The 21980-nt window shown below is 60.4% G+C and carries 40 protein-coding genes; 14 read left to right on the top strand and 26 right to left on the bottom strand.

All coding sequences use genetic code 11. The features are described 5' to 3' along the window. Position 1: 1 nt before the first annotated feature. From YY7_RS0115825 to YY7_RS0115790, 7 genes are all read right to left on the bottom strand, one after another. Positions 2-277: a hypothetical protein gene (locus tag YY7_RS0115825; RefSeq protein ID WP_155255197.1), complete on the bottom strand. Its 276-nt coding sequence runs from the start codon at positions 275-277 to the stop codon at positions 2-4. Between the two features lie 14 nt (positions 278-291). Further along, positions 292-498, bottom strand: a complete 207-nt coding sequence (locus tag YY7_RS0115820) for a hypothetical protein (RefSeq protein ID WP_028164107.1) — start codon at positions 496-498, stop codon at positions 292-294. Next, on the bottom strand, positions 495-752 hold the full coding sequence (locus tag YY7_RS0115815; protein ID WP_028164106.1) for a hypothetical protein: 258 nt from the start codon (positions 750-752) through the stop codon (positions 495-497). The genes YY7_RS0115820 and YY7_RS0115815 overlap by 4 nt, the downstream gene beginning before the upstream one ends. Before the next feature lie 88 nt (positions 753-840). Further along, positions 841-1179, bottom strand: a complete 339-nt coding sequence (locus tag YY7_RS0115805) for an SLOG family protein (protein WP_245287292.1) — start codon at positions 1177-1179, stop codon at positions 841-843. Positions 1180-1196: 17 nt separating this feature from the next. Continuing rightward, positions 1197-2789, bottom strand: coding sequence for a terminase large subunit (locus YY7_RS51720; protein WP_035690219.1), 1593 nt, complete (start codon positions 2787-2789; stop codon positions 1197-1199). 2 nt (positions 2790-2791) lie between these two features. Continuing rightward, positions 2792-3277 (bottom strand): phage terminase small subunit P27 family, encoded by a 486-nt coding sequence (locus tag YY7_RS51715; protein ID WP_051396726.1) that lies wholly within the window; start codon positions 3275-3277, stop codon positions 2792-2794. A 611-nt stretch (positions 3278-3888) separates the two neighbouring features. Beyond that, positions 3889-4137 (bottom strand): hypothetical protein, encoded by a 249-nt coding sequence (locus YY7_RS0115790; RefSeq protein WP_028164104.1) that lies wholly within the window; start codon positions 4135-4137, stop codon positions 3889-3891. A 176-nt stretch (positions 4138-4313) separates the two neighbouring features. Here YY7_RS0115790 and YY7_RS0115785 point away from each other — a divergent pair, with 176 nt between their 5' ends. From YY7_RS0115785 to YY7_RS0115745, 8 genes are all read left to right on the top strand, one after another. Beyond that, positions 4314-4640: a DUF6876 family protein gene (locus tag YY7_RS0115785; protein ID WP_028164103.1), complete on the top strand. Its 327-nt coding sequence runs from the start codon at positions 4314-4316 to the stop codon at positions 4638-4640. 217 nt (positions 4641-4857) lie between these two features. Then, positions 4858-5328 (top strand): SHOCT domain-containing protein, encoded by a 471-nt coding sequence (locus YY7_RS0115775; RefSeq protein WP_028164102.1) that lies wholly within the window; start codon positions 4858-4860, stop codon positions 5326-5328. A gap of 4 nt (positions 5329-5332) precedes the next feature. Next, entirely contained in the window at positions 5333-5584 is a 252-nt protein-coding gene (locus YY7_RS0115770) for a hypothetical protein (RefSeq protein WP_028164101.1), read from the top strand. 96 nt (positions 5585-5680) lie between these two features. Continuing rightward, the gene (locus YY7_RS0115765) at positions 5681-6325 is read left to right on the top strand and encodes a hypothetical protein (protein WP_155255196.1); all 645 of its coding nucleotides are present in this window, start codon (positions 5681-5683) and stop codon (positions 6323-6325) included. A gap of 54 nt (positions 6326-6379) precedes the next feature. Further along, the gene (locus YY7_RS0115760) at positions 6380-6679 is read left to right on the top strand and encodes a hypothetical protein (RefSeq protein WP_028164099.1); all 300 of its coding nucleotides are present in this window, start codon (positions 6380-6382) and stop codon (positions 6677-6679) included. Positions 6680-6691: 12 nt separating this feature from the next. Then, the gene (locus tag YY7_RS0115755) at positions 6692-6952 is read left to right on the top strand and encodes a hypothetical protein (RefSeq protein ID WP_155255195.1); all 261 of its coding nucleotides are present in this window, start codon (positions 6692-6694) and stop codon (positions 6950-6952) included. Between the two features lie 103 nt (positions 6953-7055). Next, complete coding sequence (locus YY7_RS0115750) at positions 7056-7283, top strand: hypothetical protein (RefSeq protein ID WP_028164097.1); 228 nt, start codon at positions 7056-7058, stop codon at positions 7281-7283. 74 nt (positions 7284-7357) lie between these two features. Then, positions 7358-7669 carry a hypothetical protein gene (locus tag YY7_RS0115745; protein WP_028164096.1) on the top strand — a complete coding sequence of 104 codons (312 nt, stop codon included), beginning with the start codon at positions 7358-7360 and terminating at the stop codon, positions 7667-7669. A gap of 96 nt (positions 7670-7765) precedes the next feature. Here the strand turns inward: YY7_RS0115745 and YY7_RS0115740 are convergent, their stop codons facing one another. The 18 genes from YY7_RS0115740 to YY7_RS0115645 form a co-directional block, all read right to left on the bottom strand. Further along, positions 7766-8359 (bottom strand): hypothetical protein, encoded by a 594-nt coding sequence (locus YY7_RS0115740; protein WP_028164095.1) that lies wholly within the window; start codon positions 8357-8359, stop codon positions 7766-7768. Beyond that, entirely contained in the window at positions 8359-8622 is a 264-nt protein-coding gene (locus YY7_RS0115735; protein WP_155255194.1) for a hypothetical protein, read from the bottom strand. The genes YY7_RS0115740 and YY7_RS0115735 overlap by 1 nt, the downstream gene beginning before the upstream one ends. 28 nt (positions 8623-8650) lie before the next feature. Then, positions 8651-8836 (bottom strand): hypothetical protein, encoded by a 186-nt coding sequence (locus YY7_RS0115730; protein WP_028164093.1) that lies wholly within the window; start codon positions 8834-8836, stop codon positions 8651-8653. Further along, positions 8836-9348 (bottom strand): hypothetical protein, encoded by a 513-nt coding sequence (locus YY7_RS0115725; protein ID WP_028164092.1) that lies wholly within the window; start codon positions 9346-9348, stop codon positions 8836-8838. Before YY7_RS0115725 ends, YY7_RS0115730 begins: the two co-directional genes overlap by 1 nt. Continuing rightward, positions 9349-9627, bottom strand: coding sequence for a hypothetical protein (locus YY7_RS0115720; RefSeq protein WP_028164091.1), 279 nt, complete (start codon positions 9625-9627; stop codon positions 9349-9351). Continuing rightward, complete coding sequence (locus YY7_RS0115715) at positions 9621-9908, bottom strand: hypothetical protein (protein ID WP_155255193.1); 288 nt, start codon at positions 9906-9908, stop codon at positions 9621-9623. Before YY7_RS0115715 ends, YY7_RS0115720 begins: the two co-directional genes overlap by 7 nt. Before the next feature lie 190 nt (positions 9909-10098). Then, the gene (locus YY7_RS56550; protein WP_028164089.1) at positions 10099-12183 is read right to left on the bottom strand and encodes an AAA family ATPase; all 2085 of its coding nucleotides are present in this window, start codon (positions 12181-12183) and stop codon (positions 10099-10101) included. Positions 12184-12186: 3 nt separating this feature from the next. Then, positions 12187-12684, bottom strand: a complete 498-nt coding sequence (locus tag YY7_RS0115705; RefSeq protein ID WP_028164088.1) for a hypothetical protein — start codon at positions 12682-12684, stop codon at positions 12187-12189. Further along, positions 12681-13358: a hypothetical protein gene (locus YY7_RS51705; protein ID WP_051396725.1), complete on the bottom strand. Its 678-nt coding sequence runs from the start codon at positions 13356-13358 to the stop codon at positions 12681-12683. The genes YY7_RS0115705 and YY7_RS51705 overlap by 4 nt, the downstream gene beginning before the upstream one ends. Before the next feature lie 218 nt (positions 13359-13576). Continuing rightward, on the bottom strand, positions 13577-14314 hold the full coding sequence (locus YY7_RS0115690) for a hypothetical protein (protein ID WP_155255192.1): 738 nt from the start codon (positions 14312-14314) through the stop codon (positions 13577-13579). A gap of 10 nt (positions 14315-14324) precedes the next feature. Beyond that, the gene (locus tag YY7_RS0115685) at positions 14325-14864 is read right to left on the bottom strand and encodes a hypothetical protein (RefSeq protein ID WP_155255191.1); all 540 of its coding nucleotides are present in this window, start codon (positions 14862-14864) and stop codon (positions 14325-14327) included. Continuing rightward, positions 14864-15430 (bottom strand): hypothetical protein, encoded by a 567-nt coding sequence (locus tag YY7_RS51700; RefSeq protein ID WP_051396724.1) that lies wholly within the window; start codon positions 15428-15430, stop codon positions 14864-14866. The genes YY7_RS0115685 and YY7_RS51700 overlap by 1 nt, the downstream gene beginning before the upstream one ends. A 12-nt stretch (positions 15431-15442) precedes the next feature. Then, positions 15443-16285 (bottom strand): ATP-binding protein, encoded by an 843-nt coding sequence (locus YY7_RS51695; RefSeq protein WP_035690214.1) that lies wholly within the window; start codon positions 16283-16285, stop codon positions 15443-15445. Next, positions 16282-16746: a hypothetical protein gene (locus YY7_RS0115670; protein WP_028164085.1), complete on the bottom strand. Its 465-nt coding sequence runs from the start codon at positions 16744-16746 to the stop codon at positions 16282-16284. Before YY7_RS0115670 ends, YY7_RS51695 begins: the two co-directional genes overlap by 4 nt. Next, complete coding sequence (locus YY7_RS0115665; RefSeq protein WP_028164084.1) at positions 16743-17036, bottom strand: hypothetical protein; 294 nt, start codon at positions 17034-17036, stop codon at positions 16743-16745. The genes YY7_RS0115670 and YY7_RS0115665 overlap by 4 nt, the downstream gene beginning before the upstream one ends. Beyond that, on the bottom strand, positions 17033-17362 hold the full coding sequence (locus YY7_RS0115660) for a hypothetical protein (RefSeq protein WP_028164083.1): 330 nt from the start codon (positions 17360-17362) through the stop codon (positions 17033-17035). The genes YY7_RS0115665 and YY7_RS0115660 overlap by 4 nt, the downstream gene beginning before the upstream one ends. 160 nt (positions 17363-17522) lie before the next feature. After that, positions 17523-17972 carry a VRR-NUC domain-containing protein gene (locus YY7_RS0115650; protein ID WP_028164082.1) on the bottom strand — a complete coding sequence of 150 codons (450 nt, stop codon included), beginning with the start codon at positions 17970-17972 and terminating at the stop codon, positions 17523-17525. Between the two features lie 70 nt (positions 17973-18042). Further along, the gene (locus YY7_RS0115645) at positions 18043-18270 is read right to left on the bottom strand and encodes a YdaS family helix-turn-helix protein (protein ID WP_035690211.1); all 228 of its coding nucleotides are present in this window, start codon (positions 18268-18270) and stop codon (positions 18043-18045) included. Positions 18271-18362: 92 nt separating this feature from the next. Between YY7_RS0115645 and YY7_RS56545 the strand changes: the two genes are divergently transcribed. Together YY7_RS56545 and YY7_RS0115635 are read left to right on the top strand one after the other, a co-directional pair. Continuing rightward, entirely contained in the window at positions 18363-19136 is a 774-nt protein-coding gene (locus YY7_RS56545) for a helix-turn-helix domain-containing protein (RefSeq protein ID WP_080663705.1), read from the top strand. 115 nt (positions 19137-19251) lie between these two features. Next, complete coding sequence (locus tag YY7_RS0115635; protein WP_028164080.1) at positions 19252-19641, top strand: helix-turn-helix domain-containing protein; 390 nt, start codon at positions 19252-19254, stop codon at positions 19639-19641. A 51-nt stretch (positions 19642-19692) separates the two neighbouring features. Here YY7_RS0115635 and YY7_RS64400 read toward each other — a convergent pair whose 3' ends face one another. Beyond that, entirely contained in the window at positions 19693-19815 is a 123-nt protein-coding gene (locus tag YY7_RS64400) for a hypothetical protein (RefSeq protein ID WP_283807004.1), read from the bottom strand. Positions 19816-19831: 16 nt separating this feature from the next. On the opposite strand from YY7_RS64400, the gene YY7_RS0115625 reads away from it, so the two are divergent. From YY7_RS0115625 to YY7_RS51685, 4 genes are all read left to right on the top strand, one after another. Beyond that, positions 19832-20104 (top strand): hypothetical protein, encoded by a 273-nt coding sequence (locus YY7_RS0115625; RefSeq protein ID WP_155255190.1) that lies wholly within the window; start codon positions 19832-19834, stop codon positions 20102-20104. Continuing rightward, on the top strand, positions 20088-20342 hold the full coding sequence (locus YY7_RS0115620) for a hypothetical protein (RefSeq protein WP_028164078.1): 255 nt from the start codon (positions 20088-20090) through the stop codon (positions 20340-20342). The genes YY7_RS0115625 and YY7_RS0115620 overlap by 17 nt, the downstream gene beginning before the upstream one ends. Further along, a complete protein-coding gene (locus tag YY7_RS60350; RefSeq protein WP_155255189.1) occupies positions 20339-20500 on the top strand; it encodes a hypothetical protein in 162 nt (53 codons plus the stop codon). The genes YY7_RS0115620 and YY7_RS60350 overlap by 4 nt, the downstream gene beginning before the upstream one ends. Before the next feature lie 262 nt (positions 20501-20762). Further along, a complete protein-coding gene (locus YY7_RS51685; protein WP_080663703.1) occupies positions 20763-21884 on the top strand; it encodes a tyrosine-type recombinase/integrase in 1122 nt (373 codons plus the stop codon). Positions 21885-21980: the final 96 nt, after the last annotated feature.

Below are 21980 nucleotides of genomic sequence, written 5' to 3'. Positions count from 1 at the left end.
CTCAGCGCCGAGTCGTGCCGTCCGTGCCGATCGGCGGGATCGGACGCGTCGGCGGCTTCGGCGGACGCTTGATGTAGATCGCGACCGTGCATTGCTGCTTCGGATCATCGCAAACATAGTTGCAGAGCGTGGAGCCGCAGGCGGTGCTGCACTTGGTCTTGCCCTCGCATTGCTTTTTCACATCGGCCTGCGTGGTGTTGAGCACCGTGCCGGCGGAGGCTTCGGTGGCCAGGAAGCCAAAAACGGCAAAAGCCACAGCAAAGACCATGGTTCGCATTCTGCCTCTCCTCTTCATCGCATATACTCGCGTCGGAGCTTGTGGGTGATCATGTCGGTGACGTCGACCCAGCCGATGTCGTCGCGCAAACGGGAAGCCGCTATCGCGGCCTGCAGCGCGCGGTCGTCGGTGAACATCGTCTGGATCGCGCAGTCGCCGCGATGCTTGCCGTTCTCCGGCTCCTCGACACCGTAGAAGGTTTGCAGCTTCCACCAGCTCATGACCTGATCCGCATATACATCTCGCAAGCCGCAACAGCGAAGTCGTCGGCATTGAGCTGCAGCTTGTCCTGCGCCAGATGCACCGCGGCCTCGAGCAGCGCGGCGACCTCGACCGCAGCACGCTTATCCTCCGACAGCGCCACCTCGACAGCGCCGAGCTGACCGAGGATGTGGCTGATCACGTTGCTGCAAGTGGTGGCGTAGGCCTCGGCATCCTGCAGCTCGCGCTCGCTCCAGTCGTCGCGATCGATCATGGCGGCAGCAGCCAGACCATCGCGATCAGCACCACCACACCAATGATCAGCACGACCCAGATCTTGGGTGTGATGTTGTCCAGCGGTCTCATGCCTGCCTCACAACCGGGATCCCGACAGCCTCGGCCTTTTCGATCATGTTGTTGGTGCCGCTGTTGCCGGGAAACGCGATCACCAGCTCGGGCTCGCCATACTTGATCATGTCGGCATTGCGCTTTGGTCCGGCGCTCGGCCCCAGCCTGTGCCAGTCGGCGAGAAATTCCAGCACCTCGATGTCGAAGGCCTTGCCCCACGCTGCCGCGAACGCATCGGCTCCGGTTGCACCGCCATGGATCAGGCAAGTGATCGGTGTCACCCAATGCAGCTGGTCGAGCGTTCGCCAGACATGATCGCGATTGCGGTATTTCCGGCTACCGCACACCAGCACACGCAATCTTCCGGCTCCTACGCAATCAGCGCCTCAATATCGACAGGCTGCTCAGTGACGCGGTCGCGCGAGCGCAGGCCCAGCATCATCGCGAGCGCCACCGCGCCATCGATCCGGAAGCGCGCCTTGTCCTTGTCGAGCTTGCGGTTGCCGGCCGGATCCATCGTCGCCACCGCATTGGCCATGTTCCAGGTCAGGCACGGATTGTGCGGATGGATCAGCTTGCGCTCGATCACCGCCAGCTCGAGCGCGTCGATCGCCGGCCCCATGTCGCGGTAGCCCTGACCCCACGGCACCATGCGCAAGCCGTCCTCATGGCTCTTCGCGGCCTCGGCGCCCTTGTCCTCCCACGCCGCCAACCCGATGCGATCGAACTCGCGCATCAGATCGGCGATGCGCCAGCGATCGTAGGCCAGGCCCTTGACGTTGTAGCGGCCGACCAGCTCGGCGATCGTAAGCGCGATGGCTTCGGGATCGATCGAACGGCCGGATGACGCCAGCAGATGGCCGGCGTCGCGCCATTGTTCATAGCGGTGGGTGCCGGCGCCGAAGTCGCGCAGCGAATGATCGGCAAGATGATCGGCCGGCTTCCAGAAGAACGGCTGGATCCGCACCGGCTCCTCCGCGCTGCCGGCGACCAGCGCGGTCAGGTCGGCGACGCTGGAAAGGTCGAGCGCCAAATAGATATCCTCGCCGTCGACCAGCGCGGCGTCGTCAGCGGTGCCGCCGCACGCCATCCATTCCGCTCTGGAGATCAGGCTCGAGATCGGCGAGATCCGCTGGTTGAGGAAAAGGTTTCTGACCTTGGGCTCTTCGGCCGGAAGTCGCTTGGCCTTGCGGACCGCGGCGACCAAATCCTCGCGGTTGCGGAAGACGCCGAGCGCCGGGTTGGCCTTCAGCCATTGTGTCTCGTCGTCGAGATCGCATTCTTCGTCGGCGGCATGTAAATGGCAGACGATCGAGGGATCGATTTTGCTGATGCCGTCATCGATCAGCTTGCTGAGCACGTGCTCCGGATCATTCGACTGGGTCGAGATCACGATGAACAGCGGCTCCTCGCGGGCGCCAAACGCGGTGTCGAGCACGTCGTAGAGGTCGCGGTTGCGGGCCTGCGCCAGCTCGTCATAGATCACGACGCTCGGCAAATAGCCGTGCTTGGTGCCGACCTCGCTGGAGACCGCGCGATAAACTGAGCCGGTGCGCCGCGCCACCATCGTCTTGGTCGACGGGATGATCTCGATCTGGGCGCGCAGCTCCGGCTCCAGCTCAACGATCTGTTTCGCAAACTTGAACACGATCGCCGCCTGATCACGATCATTGGCCGCTGAATAGATCTCGCCGTTGACGATCGCCTCGGGGCCGACCAGGTGCGCCAGCACGATCGCCGCGATCAACGCGGTCTTGCCGTTCTTGCGCGCGATCGACAGGATCGCCCGCCGCACTGCACGATTGGCGCCGATGTGCGGCTCGTAGATGTCGCGGATGAACTGCTTCTGAAACGGCTCGAGCCGGAACGGCTTGCCGCTTCCGATGCCGCTCGGCACCGTGAGTTTTTCGATGAAGCGGATGACGCGATCGGGGCGCGTCGTGATCCGCTGCAGCGCGCTCATATTCAGTTCGCGAGCAGTTCGCCGAATTTACTTTCCGGCTCGGCGGAAGCGCCACCGGAGATCCGGGTCCGGGATGCCGGCGTGAAGCCAAATTCCTGGGCGTAGCGCAGCAGGTCGTGGGCGGCGTCGCGGGCGATCTTGACCAGGGCGTTGGCCGCGATGCCGCGCTCGGTCCTGGTGAGCAGGCCGAAATGGTGCGGGTCATCGGCCTTGATCGCGGTCATGGCGTCCTGGGCCTCGCACCAGGTGCCGTAAGCGTCGCAGTACAGCATCAGTGGCGCGATGTCGGCGACCGTCAGCAGGCCGAGCCGGTGCAGCTCCGGCGCCAGGCGGAGCCATTCGTCGCGGGCCTCATCCTTGAGGCGGCTGGGCGGCGGCGGCACCTTGTCGTAACCCCGCGGCTTCGGCTCACCTCTCGGGATGGCCTCGTGGCCGGGATTCCCGCGCAGCATGCGCAGCTGCGTCGGGGTTTTGGGCGGTCCGGGCATGGGAACTCCTGCATTTTCGGATAATCAGAACGGAACTCCGGCCCTTCTCACCAACGGTATCCCGCTGACGCAAAAGAGAAATTCCTCTAGCTCTGCGAGTGGTGCGCTATTACCGTTCGCGGGGGGGGGGGGGGGCGACGGGCAACTCACTTAGGAGGGACGGCTGCTGCTAAGTGGATTTGGACGATTTTGCGTTTGTAGCTATTTTTGTCGTGATCTCGATATCTTAGATCTGTAGAAGATTTATCCCGGAACCCAGAATTTCCATTTTCCGGCCGCAGATTTTGGAGCGCCGCCGCGCTGGGAACTTAAGGAACTTCGGATTTTCCGAACCTCCCCCCTCCCCTTGGAAGAATATTCCTCAATAATTTCAGTTGTTTAATTCCATTATCCATGCAAACGCATGGGCATTGCACGCCAAGCACGTGTTCTCGTTGTATTCCCTCACGTGAACAACTGTTCTCATAGGGAACCTGACCTGTCCCACGTAGCATGGCCTTCTACGCATGCAACCCATTGATACAACGAGGTTATTGGTTACCGGTCAGGCTCAACAGCCCTTGCAGATTGAAGGCGGTGCAGGCGGATAAGGCGGCAGATCCTCGACGCGGCTACCGGATTGGGTGGGGAAAGCCAAGCGTGCCTGTCCCTCCCAACAGGCAGGACAGCAGCCCAAACACCAGGATCACCACCGCTATGGCCACGATGGCCCACAGCACGATGATCAGGATCCGCCCGATGATCGGCATGCCGGTCAGGCTGTCGAGGAAGGGAATCAAAAGCTTGATGATGGCGACCACCGCGCCAACCACGATCAGCCAAACAATCAGTTGCTCGAGCCATCCGAGGGTAAAGCACATGGCGCAGTTCCTTCTGCAGCTGACCTTGATAAACCGGGCAAAATGCCCTACTTATAGAAAGCGGGCAAAATGCCCGCTTACATAGGAAGGCGAGCTTTTCGACATTGCGCAGCTCGTCACCTGCGCAGCACGAAGCGCTCCGCTTCATTCAAGGGCTAAGCCCGGAAAGGAATTCCATGACGAGCATTACCCATGCTGATCTGGCGCAGTTCACTGGCAGTGAGCAGTGGTTTCGCCACAGCCTGATGCGCAACATCACTTACACCGAAGGCGTGCAGTATCTCGCCGAGAAGGCCGGCGCATACTGGCTGGTCGACAAGGTCGCGACGCTGCAGCTCGAGCCGGTCGTTCGCACCGAAGAATTTCAGGTCTGGAAACTGAAGGTCGCGGACAATCGAGCCACGCTGGTGTGCGAAGACGGCAACGACAACGTCGTCTATCGCGAGGAAATCGCATTCACCGACTTTCCGCTCGACCACATCGACCTCTGGTTCACCGAGTGAATACTAACGATGTCGGAAATCGAATTGATCATGCAACGGCTCGCCAACCTGGAACGCATGCAAAAGCTGATCGAAGCCTTTTTAGCGCAACTGCATCAGAAACCGGCGAACGCCAAACTGCACTAGCCGGGATGTTTCGACACTGCGGCGCATGTCGCCGCAGCACGAAGCAACTCCGCTTCATTCAAAAGGGCTAAGCCCGGAAAGATTGGATTAGATGACCAACAAAATCGACAAGATCAAAGAGCTGGCCGAAATGCGCGACCAGGGGCTGATCAGCCAAGACGAATTCGAGAAGCTGCGCGCCGAAGTGATCGCAATGCCGGCGATGGGCAGCACCGGCCGGCCCTTCAGCGTGCCGTCCCAGCCGCAAGCCTACGAGACTGCCTTTCGCAACCCTCAGACCGGTGCGGTCGTCAGGATCAACAAAGGCTCGGCGTTCTGGCTGACGTTCTTCTTCGGCTGTTTCTATCTGGCCTACAAAGAAGCGTGGCTGCACGCCGGCATCACGGCGTTGATATTTATCTTCCTGGTACCGTTCGGCGGCTTCGGCGTTTTGGTCGGCTGGTTCGTCTATGCCTTCTTCGCCTATCGCATCATCGTCGATAGCTATCGGCGCAAGGGCTGGATCGAAGTCAGCCAACCACCCCTGCCCGTCACCTCTTCAGTGCCGCCGCTGCAAGGCTAAGCCGATGTGGAAACTGTTCGCCACCGTGCTCGCGCTCACCGATACCGGCTCGGTCTCGGTGTCGTCGGTCGTGACCGACTTCGCCAATCGCGAAGCCTGCAAGGCCGCGGCGCGCGATCTGTATCCGAGCGTGATCGAGCGCGAACTGCAGGGGCACAAGATCTCGATCCGCGCCGCCGCCGAATGCCGGCCAGACGGACCGCCGTCATCGCCACAAATCGCGGTGCCATCCCCGTTTCCGTTTGGTCCCCGCTAATCGTCGGAAGCTTTTCGACCCTGCGCATTTCCCAGTGCGCAGCACGAAGCGCTCCCCGCTTCATTCAAATGGGCTAAGCCCGGAAGGAAACTAGGAATGAAACATCTTGTTATGGCCGCAGCCGCGGCGCTGCTGACTACCACCGCCGCCCAGGCTGAGAACGTCACGCGGCTCTATACGGGTAATTACTGGCAAACGAGCCACTACGCGCGGAACAGTGAAGGGAGGCCGATGTGCGTCATCTCCGGCCAATGGACGTTCCCCAGCGGCGCAATCGGCACCGCATCGATGAAATGGTCCAACGAAACCGGGCTGTTCATGCACATCAGCAAGTCGAACTGGGCATTCCCGGCCGACATCAGTGTCCCGATGTCGATCTCATTCGACAGGGGCGTGCGCGAGGGCTCTGGCACGACGATAACCTCAACCAGCGGCAGCTCGCTGATCCAGATCAGCATCGCGAGCGAGCAGGCTGTCGGGTTCGTTCAAGACTTCGCCGATGCCGATCAACTTGTGATCTCGTTCAAGGAAGGCAATGAGCCGCCTTGGACAGCGCAGATGATTGGCAGTCGCCATGCAACGAAATGGTTCAAGTTCTGCATCGCCAAGATCGCCAACAGCGGGGGCACCGCCACGTCGCCTGTGCCGCGACAGCCGCAGGCAACGTCGCCCGTACCGCCGACATCGCCCGTGCCGAGCGCACCGGTGAGGCCCGGCAAGAAAGACGACGGGTCGGTGTGATGAGCGCGCCTCCGGATAAATTTCTCACATTGCATCACAAAGGAATAACCTGAAATGAGACTGATCATAGCTACTGTTGCCGCTGTCATCGCGTTGAGTGGCGCGAGCCACGCGCAAAGCGACAGCATCTGGGCAAGCGTGCCGATCCCGGTATTGCCAAAACACACCAAACCACCGGAGCTTCCGATATTCGATCCCAGAAGCACCAGCCTTGCGATCCTTGCAGCGCCGCTGATCGTGAACGGCAGCATATGGCCTGACCCGGAAATCATCAAAATTCCGATGCGGCCACAGATGGTGTGCTCATCCGGCAATATGTCGCGCTGCTACACCATCTCGCCATCGCTACGCTAAGGAGAAGCAAAAATGAGAATGATCAAGTTGATGATCTCTGCTGCCGCGTTGGTTGCGGTCACGTTGACCGCCGCCCAGGCGCGGCAGCGAACCCACTACGACGCGGGCGGCCGGGTGATCGGCCGCTCCGCTACCGATAGCCAAGGCACGACCACGTTCTACGATGCCGGCGGGCGCGTCTCGGCGCGCTCATCGACCAGCGGCAGCACCACGACCACCTACGACCCACGCGGTCGGATCATCGAACGAAGCTATCGCAACAAGCCGAACTGACAACGCAAGGCTGCGAGCTTTTCGACCCTGCGCATCGCTCGGTGCGCAGAACGAAGCGCTCCCGCTTCATTCAAATGGGCCAAGCCCGGAAGGATACCTTGCAATGTCTTGGAAGCCAGAAGTCATCGCCGACAATAGCGGCCAATGGGTCGGCAACGCCTTGCGCTTTGCCACCAAAGAAGAGGCCGAGGCCAATGTGCGCGATCTCGCGATGCGCTGGACCTTGGTGCGGGAATATCGCGCCACCGAAAGCGATGACCCGGTGAACTACCGTTACGTTGATGGTCAATTGCTCAGAATCGTCGTAAGCAACGATCTAGTCGACGGGTGATGTTTCGACCCTGCGCACCCTCCTGGTGCGCAGTACGAAACACCATCGCCAAGAAGCCCTAAGGGATCAACGCCATGATGGCAGCACCGACCATGAATACGAAACGCTATCTCGAGATCCTGACCCGACTGGGTTGGACCGAACGCGGCGCATCCACTTTCTTCGGTGTCAACGAACGCACGGCACGGCGATGGAAGCAAAACAATCACGTGGCGCGGCCGGTGGCCATGGTGCTCGAGCTGATGCTGGCCAAGGACATCGGGCCGGAAGAAGTGCTGAGAACCGCGGGCGTCAAGCCCGCCCAAATCAGGTTCATCCTCGACCGGCTCAGCGATAAGCGCGTCGTCAACGATGACGACGATGGCGATGACGATGGTGACGAATGAAAAAACCGGTCCCTAGGGCAACGCCCAGGAAGCCGATCAAACACACCTCGGGCGGAGCCCGTGCGCGCGTATAGAACCCCCTCCCCAGCTCACGGTTCAAGCAGATTTTTTGAATTGGTGGTGGATAGCCTCGCCGAAGATCTCTTCCCGCAGATCCTGCAGGTCGCCACCGGCCATGATCCGCCTCACCACGGCGTTGCGGAGCCTCACCTTGGCTTCCCCGTACAGCATGGTCCTTCCAGTGCTGGCCAGCCGATAAGCCCTGTAGGCCCGGTTAAACCAGCTCAGCGCGCCGTCGGCATGGGCCAGCGCCAACATCGCATCAACCTGGTCGAGGGCGCTGGACACCCTCATTAGCGCTGCCTGGTGCTCGGTCAGCCGCATGCCCAGGCGCCCTGCCGCCGCCTCAACCGCCCGGCCGGCGATCTCCCTCGACGCTCGCACCAGGCCACCACCCAACGTCGGCAGACCGGCCCGCGCCAATCGCGCCACCAGCCGCGCCGTCCTGGCGTCTCGCACCCAAAACACCTGATCAACCTCAAACCTGCCCAGGAAGCCCTGCGTCCGCGCCAGATCGAGCGAGCTGCCAATCCGGCAACACTGGCCATCGGGCGACACCGCCACATAGATCGCCGCCACACCGAACACCTGCAGATAGTCGCGCGCGGCACCCTGTGGCAGCTCGATCATCAGATAAATTCCTTTTCCTTGAGCCTAGCTCCGTGTCGCGCCAAAACAACTTCCATGTCCGCGATCAGCTCGCCAAGTTTCTTCAGCTTTTCCAGATCTGGGAAAGCGACCAACTCCTTGACGACGACGCGATTGAGTGGCCAGCCTGCCATCGCGGCCTTCGCCTCGATCCGTCTGAAGACGTCCGCCGGCAACCGCAAATGAACGGCATGCGTTTCACCAGGCTTTCTGTGTTTCTTTCGCGGCGGGGCCATATGCAGCAACCTTCCTTTCGATCGCCCTGTGGCAATCTCAAATGAATTCCTTTTCCTTCGCCAGCCATTCCGGCATCGTGAACGTGCCATCATCCTCGTTGTACTCAACCTGGGACTTCGGCACCCATTCGGTTTTCTTACCGTCGAAAATCCGATAGGCCCTCTCGGTCTCGCCCGTCTTATCGCCCGCGATGTCAACCAGCCTTTCCTTGTGCTTGCCCATCAGAATACCCTCACCTTCTCGGCCATCAAACCCTCGGCGATGATCTCGCACCCGCGCGCATGACGCGCGCGCCAGGTGTCAGCGAAGCCGCCGCGCTTGCGCACCACCCACTCGGCATCGCGCTCGATCGAGTAGGCGTGCGAGAGCCACATCACGGATTCGACCAGATGCGGCGCGCCGAACATCAGAAAATGCATCGGCCACCAGATCACCAACTCCATCCGCGAAATCTCCGTCAGGCTCGGCGACACCCGCGTGCGGTTCTGGATTTGCTGTGTACGCTCCAGCTCGCCCTGCCGCTGCTGTTCGACCAGATCATCGAACTCATAGAGGTACGGCGGCCACGCACTCCGCGATCCAAGCCCCTCGCCCGGCAGCAATCGCAACGTCTGCATCGCTTCGACCAACCGCAGACCAACATGCTCGCCAGTCCAAACCGATGGCAGCATCGGTTGTTCGTCAAGCGGATCGAATGGCAGCAGATCTTGAGCGCGTCGTAATAAGGTCGTCATTCAACCTTCCTCCTCCCGATGCACCAACCGGATCTGCACCGTCTCGACATCCTTGCAGCACTCCTCCACGGCTCGCTGGCCAAAACGTTGCTCCAACAATTTCCGATCCAGCCGATGCTGGGTCAGCGGCACGATCCGGGCGTAGTATTCGCTGCCCGACAGATCGGCGTCCTCGAGCAGCAAGCCTTCCTTCAGTTCGGTCTCGCGCTCCTGCAGCGTCTTGATCTCGGCGCGCACGTCGGCGAGCTGGTCGACCGGGTGGCGATTCACGTTCACCATTGCGCGGCCTCCAATTCCGCAACCACCCAATCATAGATTTCCGGGTAATGCTCGGCGAGCACGCCGGTATCATGGTTGCGTGCAAGACGTTGACCATTCCAACCAAGCCAGAAGCTTCGCTTTGGAACTCGACGCGACTTCCTGCCACCTTTGATCAGCCTTAACGATCTCCACTCCCCCTTGTCGGCAAAATCGCGATTAAAGAGCTGAAGGTCGTCCCGCTCTGCAATAAGCTTCATCGTGTTTGGAAACTGCTCGCGTCGATTTATCGAACGACCCATTTTTCTGAAAACCTCCCCTTTCCGGACCTCGTTGCTTCGAATTTGGCCAGTCCGAATGTCCCGACTGCGTACCTTTAGGTAAAGCAGGTCGGAGCCACGTCGGGACTTTCGGACTGGCCAAATGCGAGCCTGCAAAGTCCGAAACAGCAGTCCGAAACGGATCCGAAACGTGCTTTCGGACCATGAACAGCTACAGAACATCGCGGCCCTCATCGGTGATGTTCCAGAGCGCGGCGTTGCCGTCAGCGCTGTCCTCACAAGCCACCAGACCCTTCTCGACCAGATCGTTCAGAACCTCGTACATGCGATTTTTGTCCAGCCCGGTGCGCAGGATCAGGGTGGTTGCCGTCAGCGGCTCAGCGGACGCCTTGAGGGCGCTGAGCACCAGTTTCTGGTTCTTGCCGGTCACCCTCGATTTGGTCTCCTGTGCCGTCTCGGTCTTGGGCTCTTGATCCATGTCCACCTCCTTGTCGCCGTCCTCGCGCAAGGTGAGAATGACCGTCGAATGGTCGACCTCCCCGTTCTCGCCGGTCTGCCAATGCTCGATCACCGCGCGCAGCTTGACAGTGTCGAACTCTTCGAAATCCTTCTGCTTGCCGGCCGGCGCGCGGTTGACGATGTCGATTTTGTTGCCCTTGCGGGCGACCTTGATCACCGTATCGGCGGCGCCGCGCAGCACGTTGGAGCCGCGCTCGCGATTGACCTCGTGCACGCCGGAATGATGCACGATCATCACATGCGCGCCGGTTGCCTCGCGCAGTTTATCGGCGGCGTTGACGTAGGCATTCATGTCGGACTGCTGGTTCTCGTTGCCGGCCCCGAACGTGCGCGCCAGCGTATCGATGATGATCAGGATCGGCAGTTCATCGAGCTTGAGAATGGCCTCGATCAGCGCATTCAAATCGTCGACACCAGTCATCGCGATTGAATGCGGAATGATCTTGAACTTCGGCTTTGCCAGGCCCTTGCCGCGGATATTGCGCCAGCCTACCGCGCGCTGGCCGAGACCGTGCGCGCCTTCAGCGGCAAGATAGACCACGGTGCCAAGCCTGGTAGTTTTGCCATGCCATAAGTAACCGGTGCCGACACACAAGCCCATGTCGAGGGCAACGAACGACTTCATCGCGCCCGGCGGGCCCCACAGCACCGACAACCCGCCTTCGGTGATGACGTTGTCGATCAGGAATTGCGGCGCCGGCAGGTTTTCCAGATCATCGATATCGATGATCCGAATTCGGACCCGGGTGCGGATATCGTCCTGCCCCGAATACAAAACCGCCGCGTTGATCAGCTCGTGCGGATCGCGGCCCTCGGCGATACAGTCGGCGGCATCCCAGGCGATCGGGGCATCGGCCGGTGGGTTGATGCCGTACACGGTGCAGTTCAGCTGTAGCAGCCGCTTGGCGACGGTGTTGGCATAGTCGAAGCCCGGCTGATCGTTGTCCGGCCAGATCGTCACCCGCTTGCCGGCGAGCGGCGACCAATCGGTCTTGTCGATCGGGGCATTGGCGCCCTGCATCGCCGAGGTCGCCTCGATGCCGAGCCTGGCCAAGGCGTCGGCCTTGCCCTCGCCCTCGACCAGGATCACCGAACCGCTCAGCGAGATCTCGGGCAGCCGGTACAGCGGCCGGATATCCGGTGCGCCCGCGGCCCAGCGCTTCTTGCCGTCGAAGTCGCGGTAGCAGAACGGCCGGAAGGTCTTGCTGGCGCGGGTGCCGTCCGGCTCATAGCGCACCACCGACGCCGTGATCTCGCCCCGGGTGTTGAAATATTTAAAGGTGGCGACCGGCGCGCCCAATTCGACATCGTCATCGCGCGGCTTGGTGCCGAACTTCTCCTTCTTGGACCGGATCACCATCTCCGGCGTCGGCCTGAAGGTTGGCCGCTCGACCTCGATCGGATCGTGCAGAAAATCCTTGGCGATCTCCTTGATCGCCTGCTTGAAATCATCCTTGCTTTCGCCGTAGCCCATGTACATGCGGTACAGCGTGATCAGGTCACCGCTCTCGCTGGTGGCGTGGTCTTTCCACAGGCCGGTGTTCGATCCGGTCAGATGAATCGACAATGACGTTCCGACATTACCGTCGACATCGCCGATCCGGGCCTCATGGCCGCCGCGCGTGATCAGCGCGCGACCAGAGAACAGCCATTCGACGAACGACCGCGCGCTGGCGTTCAGCCGTTCGCGGATATCGCCGACATCAAGGCTCGCCTTGCCCAATTCGCTTTGCAGCTTGGCAAAGTTGAAGTCGATGATGCCGCCGGACTCGGTCATGCATCACCCGAAATTCAATGGCCTGGCGGCATCATAGGGACCCCCAAGCCGCACAAAGATCGCGAACAGAAATTTTTGTTGTCGAGGTGTCAACGTTTTGACCAGCGTCCTGCTGACCATGTCGGTGATGAACTCCTGCTCCCAATCACCTTTCAGTTTTGCTGTGTTATTCCGACAGAACAGCGCGATCTCATGCCAGCGCGGTGAGCCATCCTCTTCATAATAGTCCAACGGTGGTGGCTGCTGCTCGCTGCGCCCCTTTTCGACCCCGCGCTGGAAGATGATCTCGGCATCGGCATCGCTGTATTTGCGCTCCTCGATCTCACCATTGCAGCTTTCGATGACGTTGGCGATCTCATGAAAGCTCAGACCCTCATTGGCAAACAGCCGCTTCATGGCCGCCACGGCACCAAGGATCTCGCCCGGGTACTCGCTGCTCAGCATGCGAAACAACGTCGCGATGCGCTTGGCGGTGGTTTCGGTCAGCATGCCCGTGGTCATGATTTCATCTGTGTCAGTAGCAACCTTGCCGCGTCACTGTTCTGAGCGCTCAGCGCCTTGATTCCGCCGGCAGCAAACGCCGCGACGGCTTTCAACAGGTCCGCAAGTTGTTGCGATGCATTGCTATCGAATTTGCAGAACGCGCCGTGGGTGATATCCGCGATCTGGCCATAAACCCTGGCGACGTGCTCGTCGGCGCCTTCCTGAAACATGAATATCGGCACATCGCTCAACAAGCGGGCCTGGTCCAACAGTTCGTTCGGGTGTTCTTCGCAAGCATCGCCGATCATGACGAGAGCGTTGATTTTTTTCTTCCGGTTTTCCTTCACGGCGTGCGCGAACACTCTTTCGATCTGAGTGATGCCGGCGATGCAGATCACCTTGGACATGAATTGCGCGAGCAACTTGGCGTCGGAAAACCAGCGTGACGCGACACACTCACGGCCGCGATAATAGACCAGTTGAACCTCCAACCTGCCGACGCTGTCGATCGCTTCGAACATCTGGGTCGTCAGCTCGGCGGCAATATCCCATGTCGGCTGGCGTGAGGCCGTGGCATCAATCGCAAAGATCAATCGGCCTTGGGTTGGATTGACCCGGTCGAAAAATTTGGCGAGGTGGGGTCGCTTTTCGATCTCCGATTCGAGGTGGCTCGTCTTCAGGTCGTTCGCCATGATCGCGGCTCCCACACATTACGATGGTCTTCTATTCATCTCGCAACAAGCGTTTGGCCTCTTCATACAGAGCGGGATATCTCTTCAACGCGTCGAGCGTGACCTCCTCCTCAAATGCTTCGGCACCACGACGAAGAAACCGCGGCCCATCATTTTCTGTATGCAGAAATAATCTGCCGTCCCTGAGGTAAACCCAGCGTTTTCCGTTGCACCCATGGCTATGCCTTTCCGTTCCAGCATCGCTCGCGACGCGAACACATCCGACAGCGCCAATCGTCCGGCTTCTCGGTGATGCGCGGCAGCAATTCACCGGCCAGCGTTGCCTTGATCACGCGGACCGCGCGGTCCGATGCCGCCTGCGCCGCCGCCGCATCGAACGGCACCAAGAGATGCAACCGCTCGCAGGTGTTGGCGTTGACCGCGGTGAACAGCGCCGGATTTTCGTCGAGATTGAGATAGGCCATGTAGAGCTGACACTGATCCCAATAGACCGGGTAGACCCGCCGCAGGCCGTCCCGCTCGATCTTCTTCCAGCCGCTGTCGCCGAGCGCCTTGTGCTCCCACAGGCACGGATAGCGCAGCCCCTTCACCTGCGGTCCATCCAAGATGATGCCGTCGGCATGGCCCTTGAACCGATCATCGGCGGTCGAGAATTCGGTGCGCTTGGTGTTGCGCTCGATGCGGAAACCGGCCTGGGCCAGGGCCCGGGCGCTGATCTCCTCCATGGCATGGCCGCGATCGAAGATCGCCTTGGTGCGCGCCGGAAAGATCGAATCGCACATCCAGTCGTATTGCACCTTGCGCAGACATTCGGATCCGATGATCGAGGCGCCGAGATAGTCCCGGCTACGCTCCAGCCGTTGCTGTTGAAGTGCGGCAGCATCGAGCAGACCGTTGATCGCTATGTTCAGTTCGCTGCCGCTTAGGTTCGCCCGGTTGAAGTCGAGCATAGCCATCGGCTACTCCTCAAAACGGAATGTCCTCGTCGTGTATTTCCGCATGCGACATCAACGGTCCGCCATTGGCGGCGCTGTGCAGTCGCTCAACCGTGTCCTTGTTGCTGGTGACGATGGCGCCGACCTGCGCCTTGTCGCGTGCGGCCAGCGCCTTGTTGACCAGAATGTTGATGTGGAAGGCGAAGCGGATGATCTCCTGCTTCGACCAAAAGCCGACCGGCTTCGACCAATCGACTCCTTTAATATCGCCGAGCGCTGGCAGGATGCTTTCGATCGCCCCCGCCTCCCATGGCCCAGGGACTTGATGGCTCATGGTGCGAATGGTGACCTCGGGCGAGATGCCTTCGGCCACCGCCTGCTCGGCGCGGACCTTGATCCAGGCGAAGACCGACGCCGCGGCGATCCAGCCCCACTCGATATTGCCGAGCGAGGCCAGCGTCGCGCGGGAATTGATCCCACCCTTCAACAGATCCCGGCAGGCGGCGATGGCGGATTCGGTCGCGCGAACCTGCCATTCGTCATCGGTCATCTGATGGGTGATCTTCGCCATCACTTCGCCCATTCCGGCTTCTGGACTGCCGCGGCGGCTTGATGCTGGCCCGGCGTGGCGCCCGCGGTTTTGGCCACCTGCTCGACCCGGGTCCATTCCTTGCGATCCGGCGTGATGGCGATGTCGAGCGCGTTCTTGTCTTTATATTGGGTGCCGCCCTTTTCGACCGAGACGCGGGCGAGGAACCGCAGGCCATCGAAGTCGCCATAGGAATTGACCCGACGGGCGATGCGCGCCGCTTCGCTTTCATCGCTCGGCTTGATGCCGCGGGCGCTTTCGAGGATCGCGCGCAGGCGCGACATCGTGATCTCGCCGGCCTTGGCATGGCCCTCGGTGCTGCCCTCGACCGTCATCAGGGTCCAGAATTTGCGCTTGGCATAGGGCCCCTCGACCACGGTGAATTCGCAATCCAGCGCCATGCTGCCGCCGTCGGCCGCGCGCTTCAGCCAGCCACCCTCGCCCGCGTTGCCGGGACGAATGGTGAGATGCACCGGGCACACGGTGCCGTCCGGAATCAGCTCGTTGAACGAACGCTGTTCGCCAGCTGCGTTAAAATCATAAGCCATGGTGCTGTGCTCCTATGCTGCCTGGGTTTCGGTTGCTGGGGAAAGGGTGTGGTCAAGCGGCTTGCGCGGCGTGTTCGCCGTCAGCTTGCTCAGCAGCTTGCCGAGATGCGGCTCTTCGATCTGCTCGAGCCGGCCGGCGCGGTCCTTCGCCGGGTAGCCCCACGGGTTCGGCTGCGTGCACACAAACGCGCGAACCGGGTTGCCGTCGCCGAAGTCGATGAACTGCATGGTGATGATCTGATCGACGATGCCCGGCAATTCCTTGCCGGTCTTGGAGCCTTCGATCTGCAGCTCCCAATGTACCATCTTGAAGTCGTCCAGCTCTTTTTCGAGCAGGCCGAGAAAAATGACGTTCCGATCGCGGGCATGCTGCAGATGCACCAACCAGTTGACCATCTCGCGGCCCATCAAGCCGTAGGTGCCCAGCACATTCTTCTTGCCACGTTCGTTGAAGGATTCCGGTTGCTGCTCGCACCACCGAAAGCACAGCCGGCCGGCGACGGTGATGCTGTCGATGAAATAGGTATGATACTTGGCCAGGGTGTTGGTCGAGCCGAACGTGTTGAGGACTTCGCGATAATGCTCGCGCGAATAGCACGCGGTGTCGGGCAATGCCGGATTGGGGCCACCGAGATAGCAGGCCAAGTCACGACAGGCTTCCCAGGTATCGGGACGAACGCTGTCGACCGCAACATCCTGCACAGCCAAATCCCCGGCTTCCAAGTCGACGAACAGCGTGTTGTCCGGATTGAGCGTACGCAGCAGCGATGTCTTGCCAACGCCAGCCGGGCCGACGATCAACGCCTTGACGCCCTTGTCTTCCTGTAATCGTTCGGAGGCCGAGATAATCTTCATGTGCTTAACTCCTGGATGATTTCTCTTCGAATGATCAGGAAGACGTTGTCGGCTTCACCAGGTAATGCGTCGTCGAATGGCGGCAGGCCGGCGCACACGCGCGCGCGGGTGATCGCCATGTCGATCATCGACAGCACGGTCTGTTTCTGTTCGAGGTTGCAGGCGGCGATCCAGCGTGCGCCCTTCACATAGTCCAGCAGCTCGCGCGAGCACTGCGGCGTCAGCCGGTTCAATAGCGCCAGCAAGCTCCGGTAGTCCGCGCCGTGCTCTCCGGTCAGCATGGCGGCGCTCTCGGTCCGCAGCGCCCGTTGGTAGCGTTGGAACTGCGCGGTGTTATCGCGCTGCTCTTGCTCCAGCGCGCTCGGCACCGGCGGTGCGTCGGACTCCGACCGCACCGCGCGCACCCGCTTGGCGCGACGCGGCGCGGCCATCGCCGCATATCGTTCGAAGCTGTTGCTCATGCTGTCGACGCCTCGAAATGCACATCGGCGCTGCAGCCCGACCGCGTCCTGCGCTTGCCGCGCGTCACCAACCAACCCTTGCGCTTCATGTCAGAGAAGCGCGCACTGCAGGTTTGGTGGCGCATGCCAAGCAGGATCTCGGCTTCATCGCAGGTGAGACCCGCCGGCTCTTGGCGCAGCAGCTGAAGAATCCGGATATAGTCCGTGTTCTTGCGCGGCTTGGTAGCCTCGTGCGCCTCGACGCTGCGCGGATGGCCGCCGTGGTAATTGGCGGTGATGTCGTCGGTCATTGGGCAAACCTCCGCGGATGTGCGACATTCCACTCGAAATATTTGCAAGCCTCGGCATTGTCGGGCACCGCAGGGCCGGTCTTGCCGGTGATCGCCCGGTATTTGCGGCACGGCGCCGGCTTGATCAGCCCGTGGTATTTGCCGTTCTTGCTGTGATAGGCGTAAGCGCGGTGCTCCCAGTGCAGGCATTGCCGGCAGGTCATGTTGCTGTCGCCATAGGTGCCGGCGAAGTGCGCCATGCCGGGATAGGTCGCGCGCGCCTGCCGGGTCAGTGTTGGATCAGGCTGGGTCAACTTGTCGGATAAGGAATCGCGGAACAGCGTCATCGCAGTTGCTCCCGACAACGATCCGCAATTTCCTGCAACTCATAGAAATCCGCCTCGATAAATTGCTCGCGCAAACGATCCTCATGCGCGTCGAACCAGTTGACGAACCGGCGCGCCGCCTTAAGGCAATCGTTGTCGTGACTATCGCGTGCGCGTTGGCTCATAGAATCACCACGCCAGGCTTGAGCACGCCCCAGCCCTGCAGCACGGCGAGCGCTTCTTCGACCGACTTCGCCACGGCCCAGCGGATCCCGAGCCGCTGACAGATCGCGCGAAAGCCCTTCTGCTCGTCGGTGAGCGATCCGCCGCGCTTCTTTAGCTCGAGCCAGGCCACCGACCCTTCGTCGCGTGGAAACAGAATGCAGAGATCGGCGATGCCCGACCGAAGACCTTCGGCCTTCATCCGCACTGCGTTGCGGATATGCCGGTTGCTCTGGTTCGGAATCGCAAAAACAAAAATCTCGGGACGTTTGGTGTAGGCGAGAATTTCGAGGACCCGCACCTGGAGCTGGTGTTCGCTGGGCGCGCCGAGGTAACTGCGATTGCGCGACTTACTCTTCCCAACCCGGACGGGAGGCGGCAGTGGGATCGCGGGTTGGGAATTTTTCATCTGGCATTGCAATGGTTAGTTGACCGTGAGAAAAAGTTGACATAGGTCTTCAGTGCAGATGACAGAGTCGTTAGGCACCTACCCGTTCTTCGGGCAGGTTGGCAGGGTAGAGATCAGGCCGGACTTCATGGCGCTTCAGCTGCAGGAACGTTGCGACTGCCAGGGCGTGCTCGGCCGGTACTTGCTGCCATTTCCAGACCGCCGACCGCGAGATTCCGCACACTTTTGCCAGTTTGGCCGCCAGCCCGCGCTGGGTCCGGATCGCCTCGATCACGGCATTTGCCTTCCGCTTCGGCATCGCCTCGCCTCGCTTGCTGGTGAGGCATCAGGGATAAGCCGAAATCAGCCAAGCGTGAAGACAGCTATCCACCACCATTGAAGAGGAACTTGATGCCCTCCGACGCTCCTGACGATCTAATGACCGGCCCGATCGCAGAATTAGCCAGGCTCCTAGCCGGCAACCGTATCGGCGACCGCATCAAAGCGGTTCGGCTGGGGCGGAAACTGCATGCCGATCAGATCGCCGAAAGGCTCAATATGTCCCGTAATGCGCTCTCGACGTGGGAGACCGGCGCGGTGGAAAACATTCCGATCAGCAAGTTGATCAAGTTTGCTGAGATGACAAAGGTGTCTTTGGATTGGCTGTTGACCGGGTCAGGGCCGCCACCGGACTTCGCTAACATTGAGGTCCCCGCAGGTGCTGGCAAAAGCAGTTTGACTGCGGCCACAATGACAACCCTCGAGCGCCGCCCGACGACGACGGAAGCGCACAACACCGCTATAGATGAAGCGTATCAGCGCGTTCCTGAGGTCAACAATTATCGGAAGCTTGCCCGACTGATCACGAATTGGCAGACCGCCCAATTCAGCGTCGCGCACGAATTCGGCCACTGGATGATTTCCCACACGACGTTAGAGAAGGGTCTCAATTGCTCGCCTACCGATGTCATGGTGATGCGCGTGGTGGCGAGCTGGTCGGAGGGCGAAACCAAACTAGAGCGCGGCGACTATGCAATCGTCGATCAATCGCGCACCGGGATCGACAACGAACCCGGTGTCTATCTGCAAGGCGATGCCGACGGCGCCAACGTGGTATGGGGCACGACCCAGCTCCCCGACAAGCGGATCATCGGTCGCGTTATGGCTGTTGTGCACCCGCTCTGATATCCCGCCGGTTGAACTTTTCAATCGAGCGTGAAATTTCGTTGACAAGTATCGTCGGTTAATCTTTCCTGCGTGAAGTCGCCTCCCAAGAGCGACAACGGCAGGAGGGCTACCGATGCTACTGAAACTCGCCGAGCCCGCGACCCCCGCTCCCTTTTCCTATCGCCTTGAACTGACCACCGACGCCGAGCGCCTGGCCTGGGCGCTCGCCGAAGTGCATCGCCGTATCGACGGTTGTCCCTCTTGGTCTGCGACGGTGGCGTGCCGCAATGCCGGCGCCCGCGCCTTCGGTGTCGAGGTCGACGATCTCCGCGCAAGGTCCCGCGGCCGGCGCATCATCCATATCCGTCAGATCTTGATCTCGTTTACGCACGTGGTCTCGGGCGCGTCGTGGCGCCGGATCGGTCGCGCCTTCGACCGCGATCATACGACGATCATGTACACCTGCCGCAAATACGACAACGAGATCCGGCTGGCGCTCGGCGACTTCGTCCCCGTCGCCTGAACCCTTCTTCAATTGGCTTCACGGAACATGACTCACGATATCTACACCGACCTATTGATCGCCCTGTGCTGCGGCGATCAGTGCCGACAAGACGGCGAGCACTGTCATCGCCACGACTTCATCAGTGAAGCCAACCGCGTCATGCGATTGCTGGCGCGCACGCGTTCCAATCACGCAAGGGAGACTCCTCATGCCAGTGATGACGCAACGAGAGCGTGAAGCGCTCTGTGAGCTACTGACCGAACTCACCGACGATATCGGTGACATTCTGGAACGGCTTCCGGACGACACGCCGGTCACCGTGATCCTTGGCGCGTTCGGCAGCAATATTCACCGGGTGCTTGACGTGATCGTTTCGAACGATGCCAAGCGCCAGGTCTATGGCTGGTTCATCGATCAACTGCATCAGAACATCGGCAGCAAGATTCCAGCGTCGAGGCAGTTCAATGGCGACAGCGACTGAGTATCAGGACTATCCGTTTGAAGAAGTCCGGCGCCAGGCCGATGAGCGAATTGCCATGGGCGCCACGGTCTTCCAGAAATTCACCTGCGCCGGCTGCGGCGCCCGGCTGACCATGGAAACCCCCAACACCTTCCACGAGTACGGCAGCTGCGACCGCTGCAACGTGCTGACCAACATCCGGCAGCGCGGCTGCAACTATATGGCCCTGCTGGATATCCCGGTGGTGCGAAAGCTATGATCATGATCACCGCACCGAAGCTCTATCTGGCGCTGAGCGCGATCGTCTCGGTGATGCTGGTGGCCGCGCATCGCGCGGCAAAAACTGATCAAAATCAAAGAACTACCGGGACGGTTGATAGCGGGCATTTTGCCCTATATATAGTGGGAGTTGAGTGATGCGTTCCAAAATCCCAGCACCGACTGACATCACTACGTCAACGCCATTGCGCCTCGAAGTAGCAGCTCAATTGGCTTTCCCTGATGGCTCGATGTCAGTTTCTGCTTTGCGTAGGTTGGTTGTCACCGGGCAAGTGTCGCACGAATTGATCGCTGGCAAGTATTACGTCACGCTTGCCGCTATAGAGGAAATGAGATCGTCATGCCGCGTCCAAGCAAGCCGCCCTACCTCCGCAAAAAGAAGCGTGCCGGTAGAGAAACCATGTGGATCATCCGCGACGGCGACAAAGACGCTGGCACGGGATGCTATGAACATGATCGCGCAGGAGCTGAAAAAGCCCTCGCCGCGTACATCACCAAAAAGCACGACCCAAAGAAGGCGCTGAGCGCTAACGACGTAAACACGATTAAGATCACCGACGTTTGCTCGCTCGAAATTCGACACATCAGTAAGCGCAACATCGATCAGACGTACAAGAACCAACTGATCTCTGCCATACAGCGCATCGGCAATTGGTTTGCCGATTACACCATCGGCGATCTCGATGGCGCGCTGCAAGAACGGTACGCCGAAGAGCGCTTAACAGAGACCGGCGCATCAGCGTTTCGTGATCTGAAGTTATTGCAGGCGGCGATCAATCGTTGCGTTAAGAAAACCAAGGGCGGCATCCAGCCGAAGTTTAGTGCGACGCTACCGCCCGCGCCAAAGTCTCGCGAGCGCTATTTAGAGCGCGGCGAGGCCGCGAAAATGTTGTGGACCGCTTGGCGATATCGCAAGGCGACCAAACTAGCGACCAGCAAAGGTCGCCACACGCTGCGTCATCTCGCGCGATACATCCTTGTCGGTCTCTACACTGGCTCGCGCAACGGCGACATCTGCAACGCCGCCGTAATCCCGACCATCGGCCGCGGCTATGTTGACCTGGATCGCGGCATCTTCAAGCGCAAGCCAGACAACAAGGAGGCGACCAGCAAGCAGCAGCCGACGGTGCCGCTGCCGCCTCGCCTGCTTGCGCACATGCGTCGCTGGAAGCGGCTTGGCATCTCTAACCACTCCGTTGTCGAATTCATGGGCAAGCCCGTGAAGCGCGTTCACGATGGCTGGGAAAGTCTCGTTGAGAAGGCTGGGCTCGGGACTGACGACAAGCGCCGCAAGGTGGTGCGCCACACGCTGCGCCACACCGCAATCACGTGGTACCTTGACGCGGGCGTGGATATCGAACTGGTGAGCCAATATTGCGGCGTGTCGGTTGAGACTATCCGCAAGACCTACCGGCACGAGACGCCGCGCACGTTCGACAACTTGCTGGGCGTCAAACTGAGTCGGTCCCGAAAACCAATCGTTTCCGGGACCGTTTCCGGGACCGCGCAGCGCCAGAATTAAAACAACCCTTAAAAAACAAGCACATGTGTCCAACCCGCCGTTTCCGGCGGGGAAAGGGCGGGCCTCCGCCACTGGTCAGGCTCCCTGCCCCATGAG

It is taken from the genome of Bradyrhizobium elkanii WSM2783 (genome assembly GCF_000472865.1).
Lineage (GTDB): Bacteria > Pseudomonadota > Alphaproteobacteria > Rhizobiales > Xanthobacteraceae > Bradyrhizobium > Bradyrhizobium elkanii_A.
The sequence above is the reverse complement of the archived record's forward strand: the minus strand, read 5'-3'. Positions and strand labels throughout refer to the sequence as shown.

What these genes read in the sequence shown, in the direction of transcription:
- YY7_RS0115790 (WP_028164104.1), bottom strand. Translation starts at nt 4,137, where the DNA reads ATGTGCTTTACCCTCGGATGGCTCGAGCAACTGATTGTTTGGCTGATC.
- YY7_RS51695 (WP_035690214.1), bottom strand. Translation starts at nt 16,285, where the DNA reads ATGAAGATTATCTCGGCCTCCGAACGATTACAGGAAGACAAGGGCGTC.
- YY7_RS0115690 (WP_155255192.1), bottom strand. Translation starts at nt 14,314, where the DNA reads ATGGCTATGCTCGACTTCAACCGGGCGAACCTAAGCGGCAGCGAACTG.
- YY7_RS56545 (WP_080663705.1), top strand. Translation starts at nt 18,363, where the DNA reads ATGCCCTCCGACGCTCCTGACGATCTAATGACCGGCCCGATCGCAGAA.
- YY7_RS0115745 (WP_028164096.1), top strand. Translation starts at nt 7,358, where the DNA reads ATGATGGCAGCACCGACCATGAATACGAAACGCTATCTCGAGATCCTG.
- YY7_RS0115820 (WP_028164107.1), bottom strand. Translation starts at nt 498, where the DNA reads ATGAGCTGGTGGAAGCTGCAAACCTTCTACGGTGTCGAGGAGCCGGAG.
- YY7_RS0115730 (WP_028164093.1), bottom strand. Translation starts at nt 8,836, where the DNA reads ATGGGCAAGCACAAGGAAAGGCTGGTTGACATCGCGGGCGATAAGACG.
- YY7_RS51685 (WP_080663703.1), top strand. Translation starts at nt 20,763, where the DNA reads ATGTGGATCATCCGCGACGGCGACAAAGACGCTGGCACGGGATGCTAT.
- YY7_RS0115660 (WP_028164083.1), bottom strand. Translation starts at nt 17,362, where the DNA reads ATGACGCTGTTCCGCGATTCCTTATCCGACAAGTTGACCCAGCCTGAT.
- YY7_RS0115765 (WP_155255196.1), top strand. Translation starts at nt 5,681, where the DNA reads ATGAAACATCTTGTTATGGCCGCAGCCGCGGCGCTGCTGACTACCACC.
- YY7_RS0115740 (WP_028164095.1), bottom strand. Translation starts at nt 8,359, where the DNA reads ATGATCGAGCTGCCACAGGGTGCCGCGCGCGACTATCTGCAGGTGTTC.
- YY7_RS51700 (WP_051396724.1), bottom strand. Translation starts at nt 15,430, where the DNA reads ATGGCTTATGATTTTAACGCAGCTGGCGAACAGCGTTCGTTCAACGAG.
- YY7_RS0115750 (WP_028164097.1), top strand. Translation starts at nt 7,056, where the DNA reads ATGTCTTGGAAGCCAGAAGTCATCGCCGACAATAGCGGCCAATGGGTC.
- YY7_RS0115645 (WP_035690211.1), bottom strand. Translation starts at nt 18,270, where the DNA reads ATGCCGAAGCGGAAGGCAAATGCCGTGATCGAGGCGATCCGGACCCAG.
- YY7_RS0115725 (WP_028164092.1), bottom strand. Translation starts at nt 9,348, where the DNA reads ATGACGACCTTATTACGACGCGCTCAAGATCTGCTGCCATTCGATCCG.
- YY7_RS0115825 (WP_155255197.1), bottom strand. Translation starts at nt 277, where the DNA reads ATGCGAACCATGGTCTTTGCTGTGGCTTTTGCCGTTTTTGGCTTCCTG.
- YY7_RS0115705 (WP_028164088.1), bottom strand. Translation starts at nt 12,684, where the DNA reads ATGACCACGGGCATGCTGACCGAAACCACCGCCAAGCGCATCGCGACG.
- YY7_RS0115815 (WP_028164106.1), bottom strand. Translation starts at nt 752, where the DNA reads ATGATCGATCGCGACGACTGGAGCGAGCGCGAGCTGCAGGATGCCGAG.
- YY7_RS60350 (WP_155255189.1), top strand. Translation starts at nt 20,339, where the DNA reads ATGATCATGATCACCGCACCGAAGCTCTATCTGGCGCTGAGCGCGATC.
- YY7_RS0115715 (WP_155255193.1), bottom strand. Translation starts at nt 9,908, where the DNA reads ATGGGTCGTTCGATAAATCGACGCGAGCAGTTTCCAAACACGATGAAG.
- YY7_RS56550 (WP_028164089.1), bottom strand. Translation starts at nt 12,183, where the DNA reads ATGACCGAGTCCGGCGGCATCATCGACTTCAACTTTGCCAAGCTGCAA.
- YY7_RS0115650 (WP_028164082.1), bottom strand. Translation starts at nt 17,972, where the DNA reads ATGAAAAATTCCCAACCCGCGATCCCACTGCCGCCTCCCGTCCGGGTT.
- YY7_RS0115775 (WP_028164102.1), top strand. Translation starts at nt 4,858, where the DNA reads ATGACCAACAAAATCGACAAGATCAAAGAGCTGGCCGAAATGCGCGAC.
- YY7_RS0115770 (WP_028164101.1), top strand. Translation starts at nt 5,333, where the DNA reads ATGTGGAAACTGTTCGCCACCGTGCTCGCGCTCACCGATACCGGCTCG.
- YY7_RS51720 (WP_035690219.1), bottom strand. Translation starts at nt 2,789, where the DNA reads ATGAGCGCGCTGCAGCGGATCACGACGCGCCCCGATCGCGTCATCCGC.
- YY7_RS0115670 (WP_028164085.1), bottom strand. Translation starts at nt 16,746, where the DNA reads ATGAGCAACAGCTTCGAACGATATGCGGCGATGGCCGCGCCGCGTCGC.
- YY7_RS0115625 (WP_155255190.1), top strand. Translation starts at nt 19,832, where the DNA reads ATGCCAGTGATGACGCAACGAGAGCGTGAAGCGCTCTGTGAGCTACTG.
- YY7_RS0115760 (WP_028164099.1), top strand. Translation starts at nt 6,380, where the DNA reads ATGAGACTGATCATAGCTACTGTTGCCGCTGTCATCGCGTTGAGTGGC.
- YY7_RS51715 (WP_051396726.1), bottom strand. Translation starts at nt 3,277, where the DNA reads ATGCCCGGACCGCCCAAAACCCCGACGCAGCTGCGCATGCTGCGCGGG.
- YY7_RS0115620 (WP_028164078.1), top strand. Translation starts at nt 20,088, where the DNA reads ATGGCGACAGCGACTGAGTATCAGGACTATCCGTTTGAAGAAGTCCGG.
- YY7_RS0115755 (WP_155255195.1), top strand. Translation starts at nt 6,692, where the DNA reads ATGAGAATGATCAAGTTGATGATCTCTGCTGCCGCGTTGGTTGCGGTC.
- YY7_RS0115785 (WP_028164103.1), top strand. Translation starts at nt 4,314, where the DNA reads ATGACGAGCATTACCCATGCTGATCTGGCGCAGTTCACTGGCAGTGAG.
- YY7_RS0115665 (WP_028164084.1), bottom strand. Translation starts at nt 17,036, where the DNA reads ATGACCGACGACATCACCGCCAATTACCACGGCGGCCATCCGCGCAGC.
- YY7_RS0115635 (WP_028164080.1), top strand. Translation starts at nt 19,252, where the DNA reads ATGCTACTGAAACTCGCCGAGCCCGCGACCCCCGCTCCCTTTTCCTAT.
- YY7_RS0115720 (WP_028164091.1), bottom strand. Translation starts at nt 9,627, where the DNA reads ATGGTGAACGTGAATCGCCACCCGGTCGACCAGCTCGCCGACGTGCGC.
- YY7_RS0115685 (WP_155255191.1), bottom strand. Translation starts at nt 14,864, where the DNA reads ATGGCGAAGATCACCCATCAGATGACCGATGACGAATGGCAGGTTCGC.
- YY7_RS51705 (WP_051396725.1), bottom strand. Translation starts at nt 13,358, where the DNA reads ATGGCGAACGACCTGAAGACGAGCCACCTCGAATCGGAGATCGAAAAG.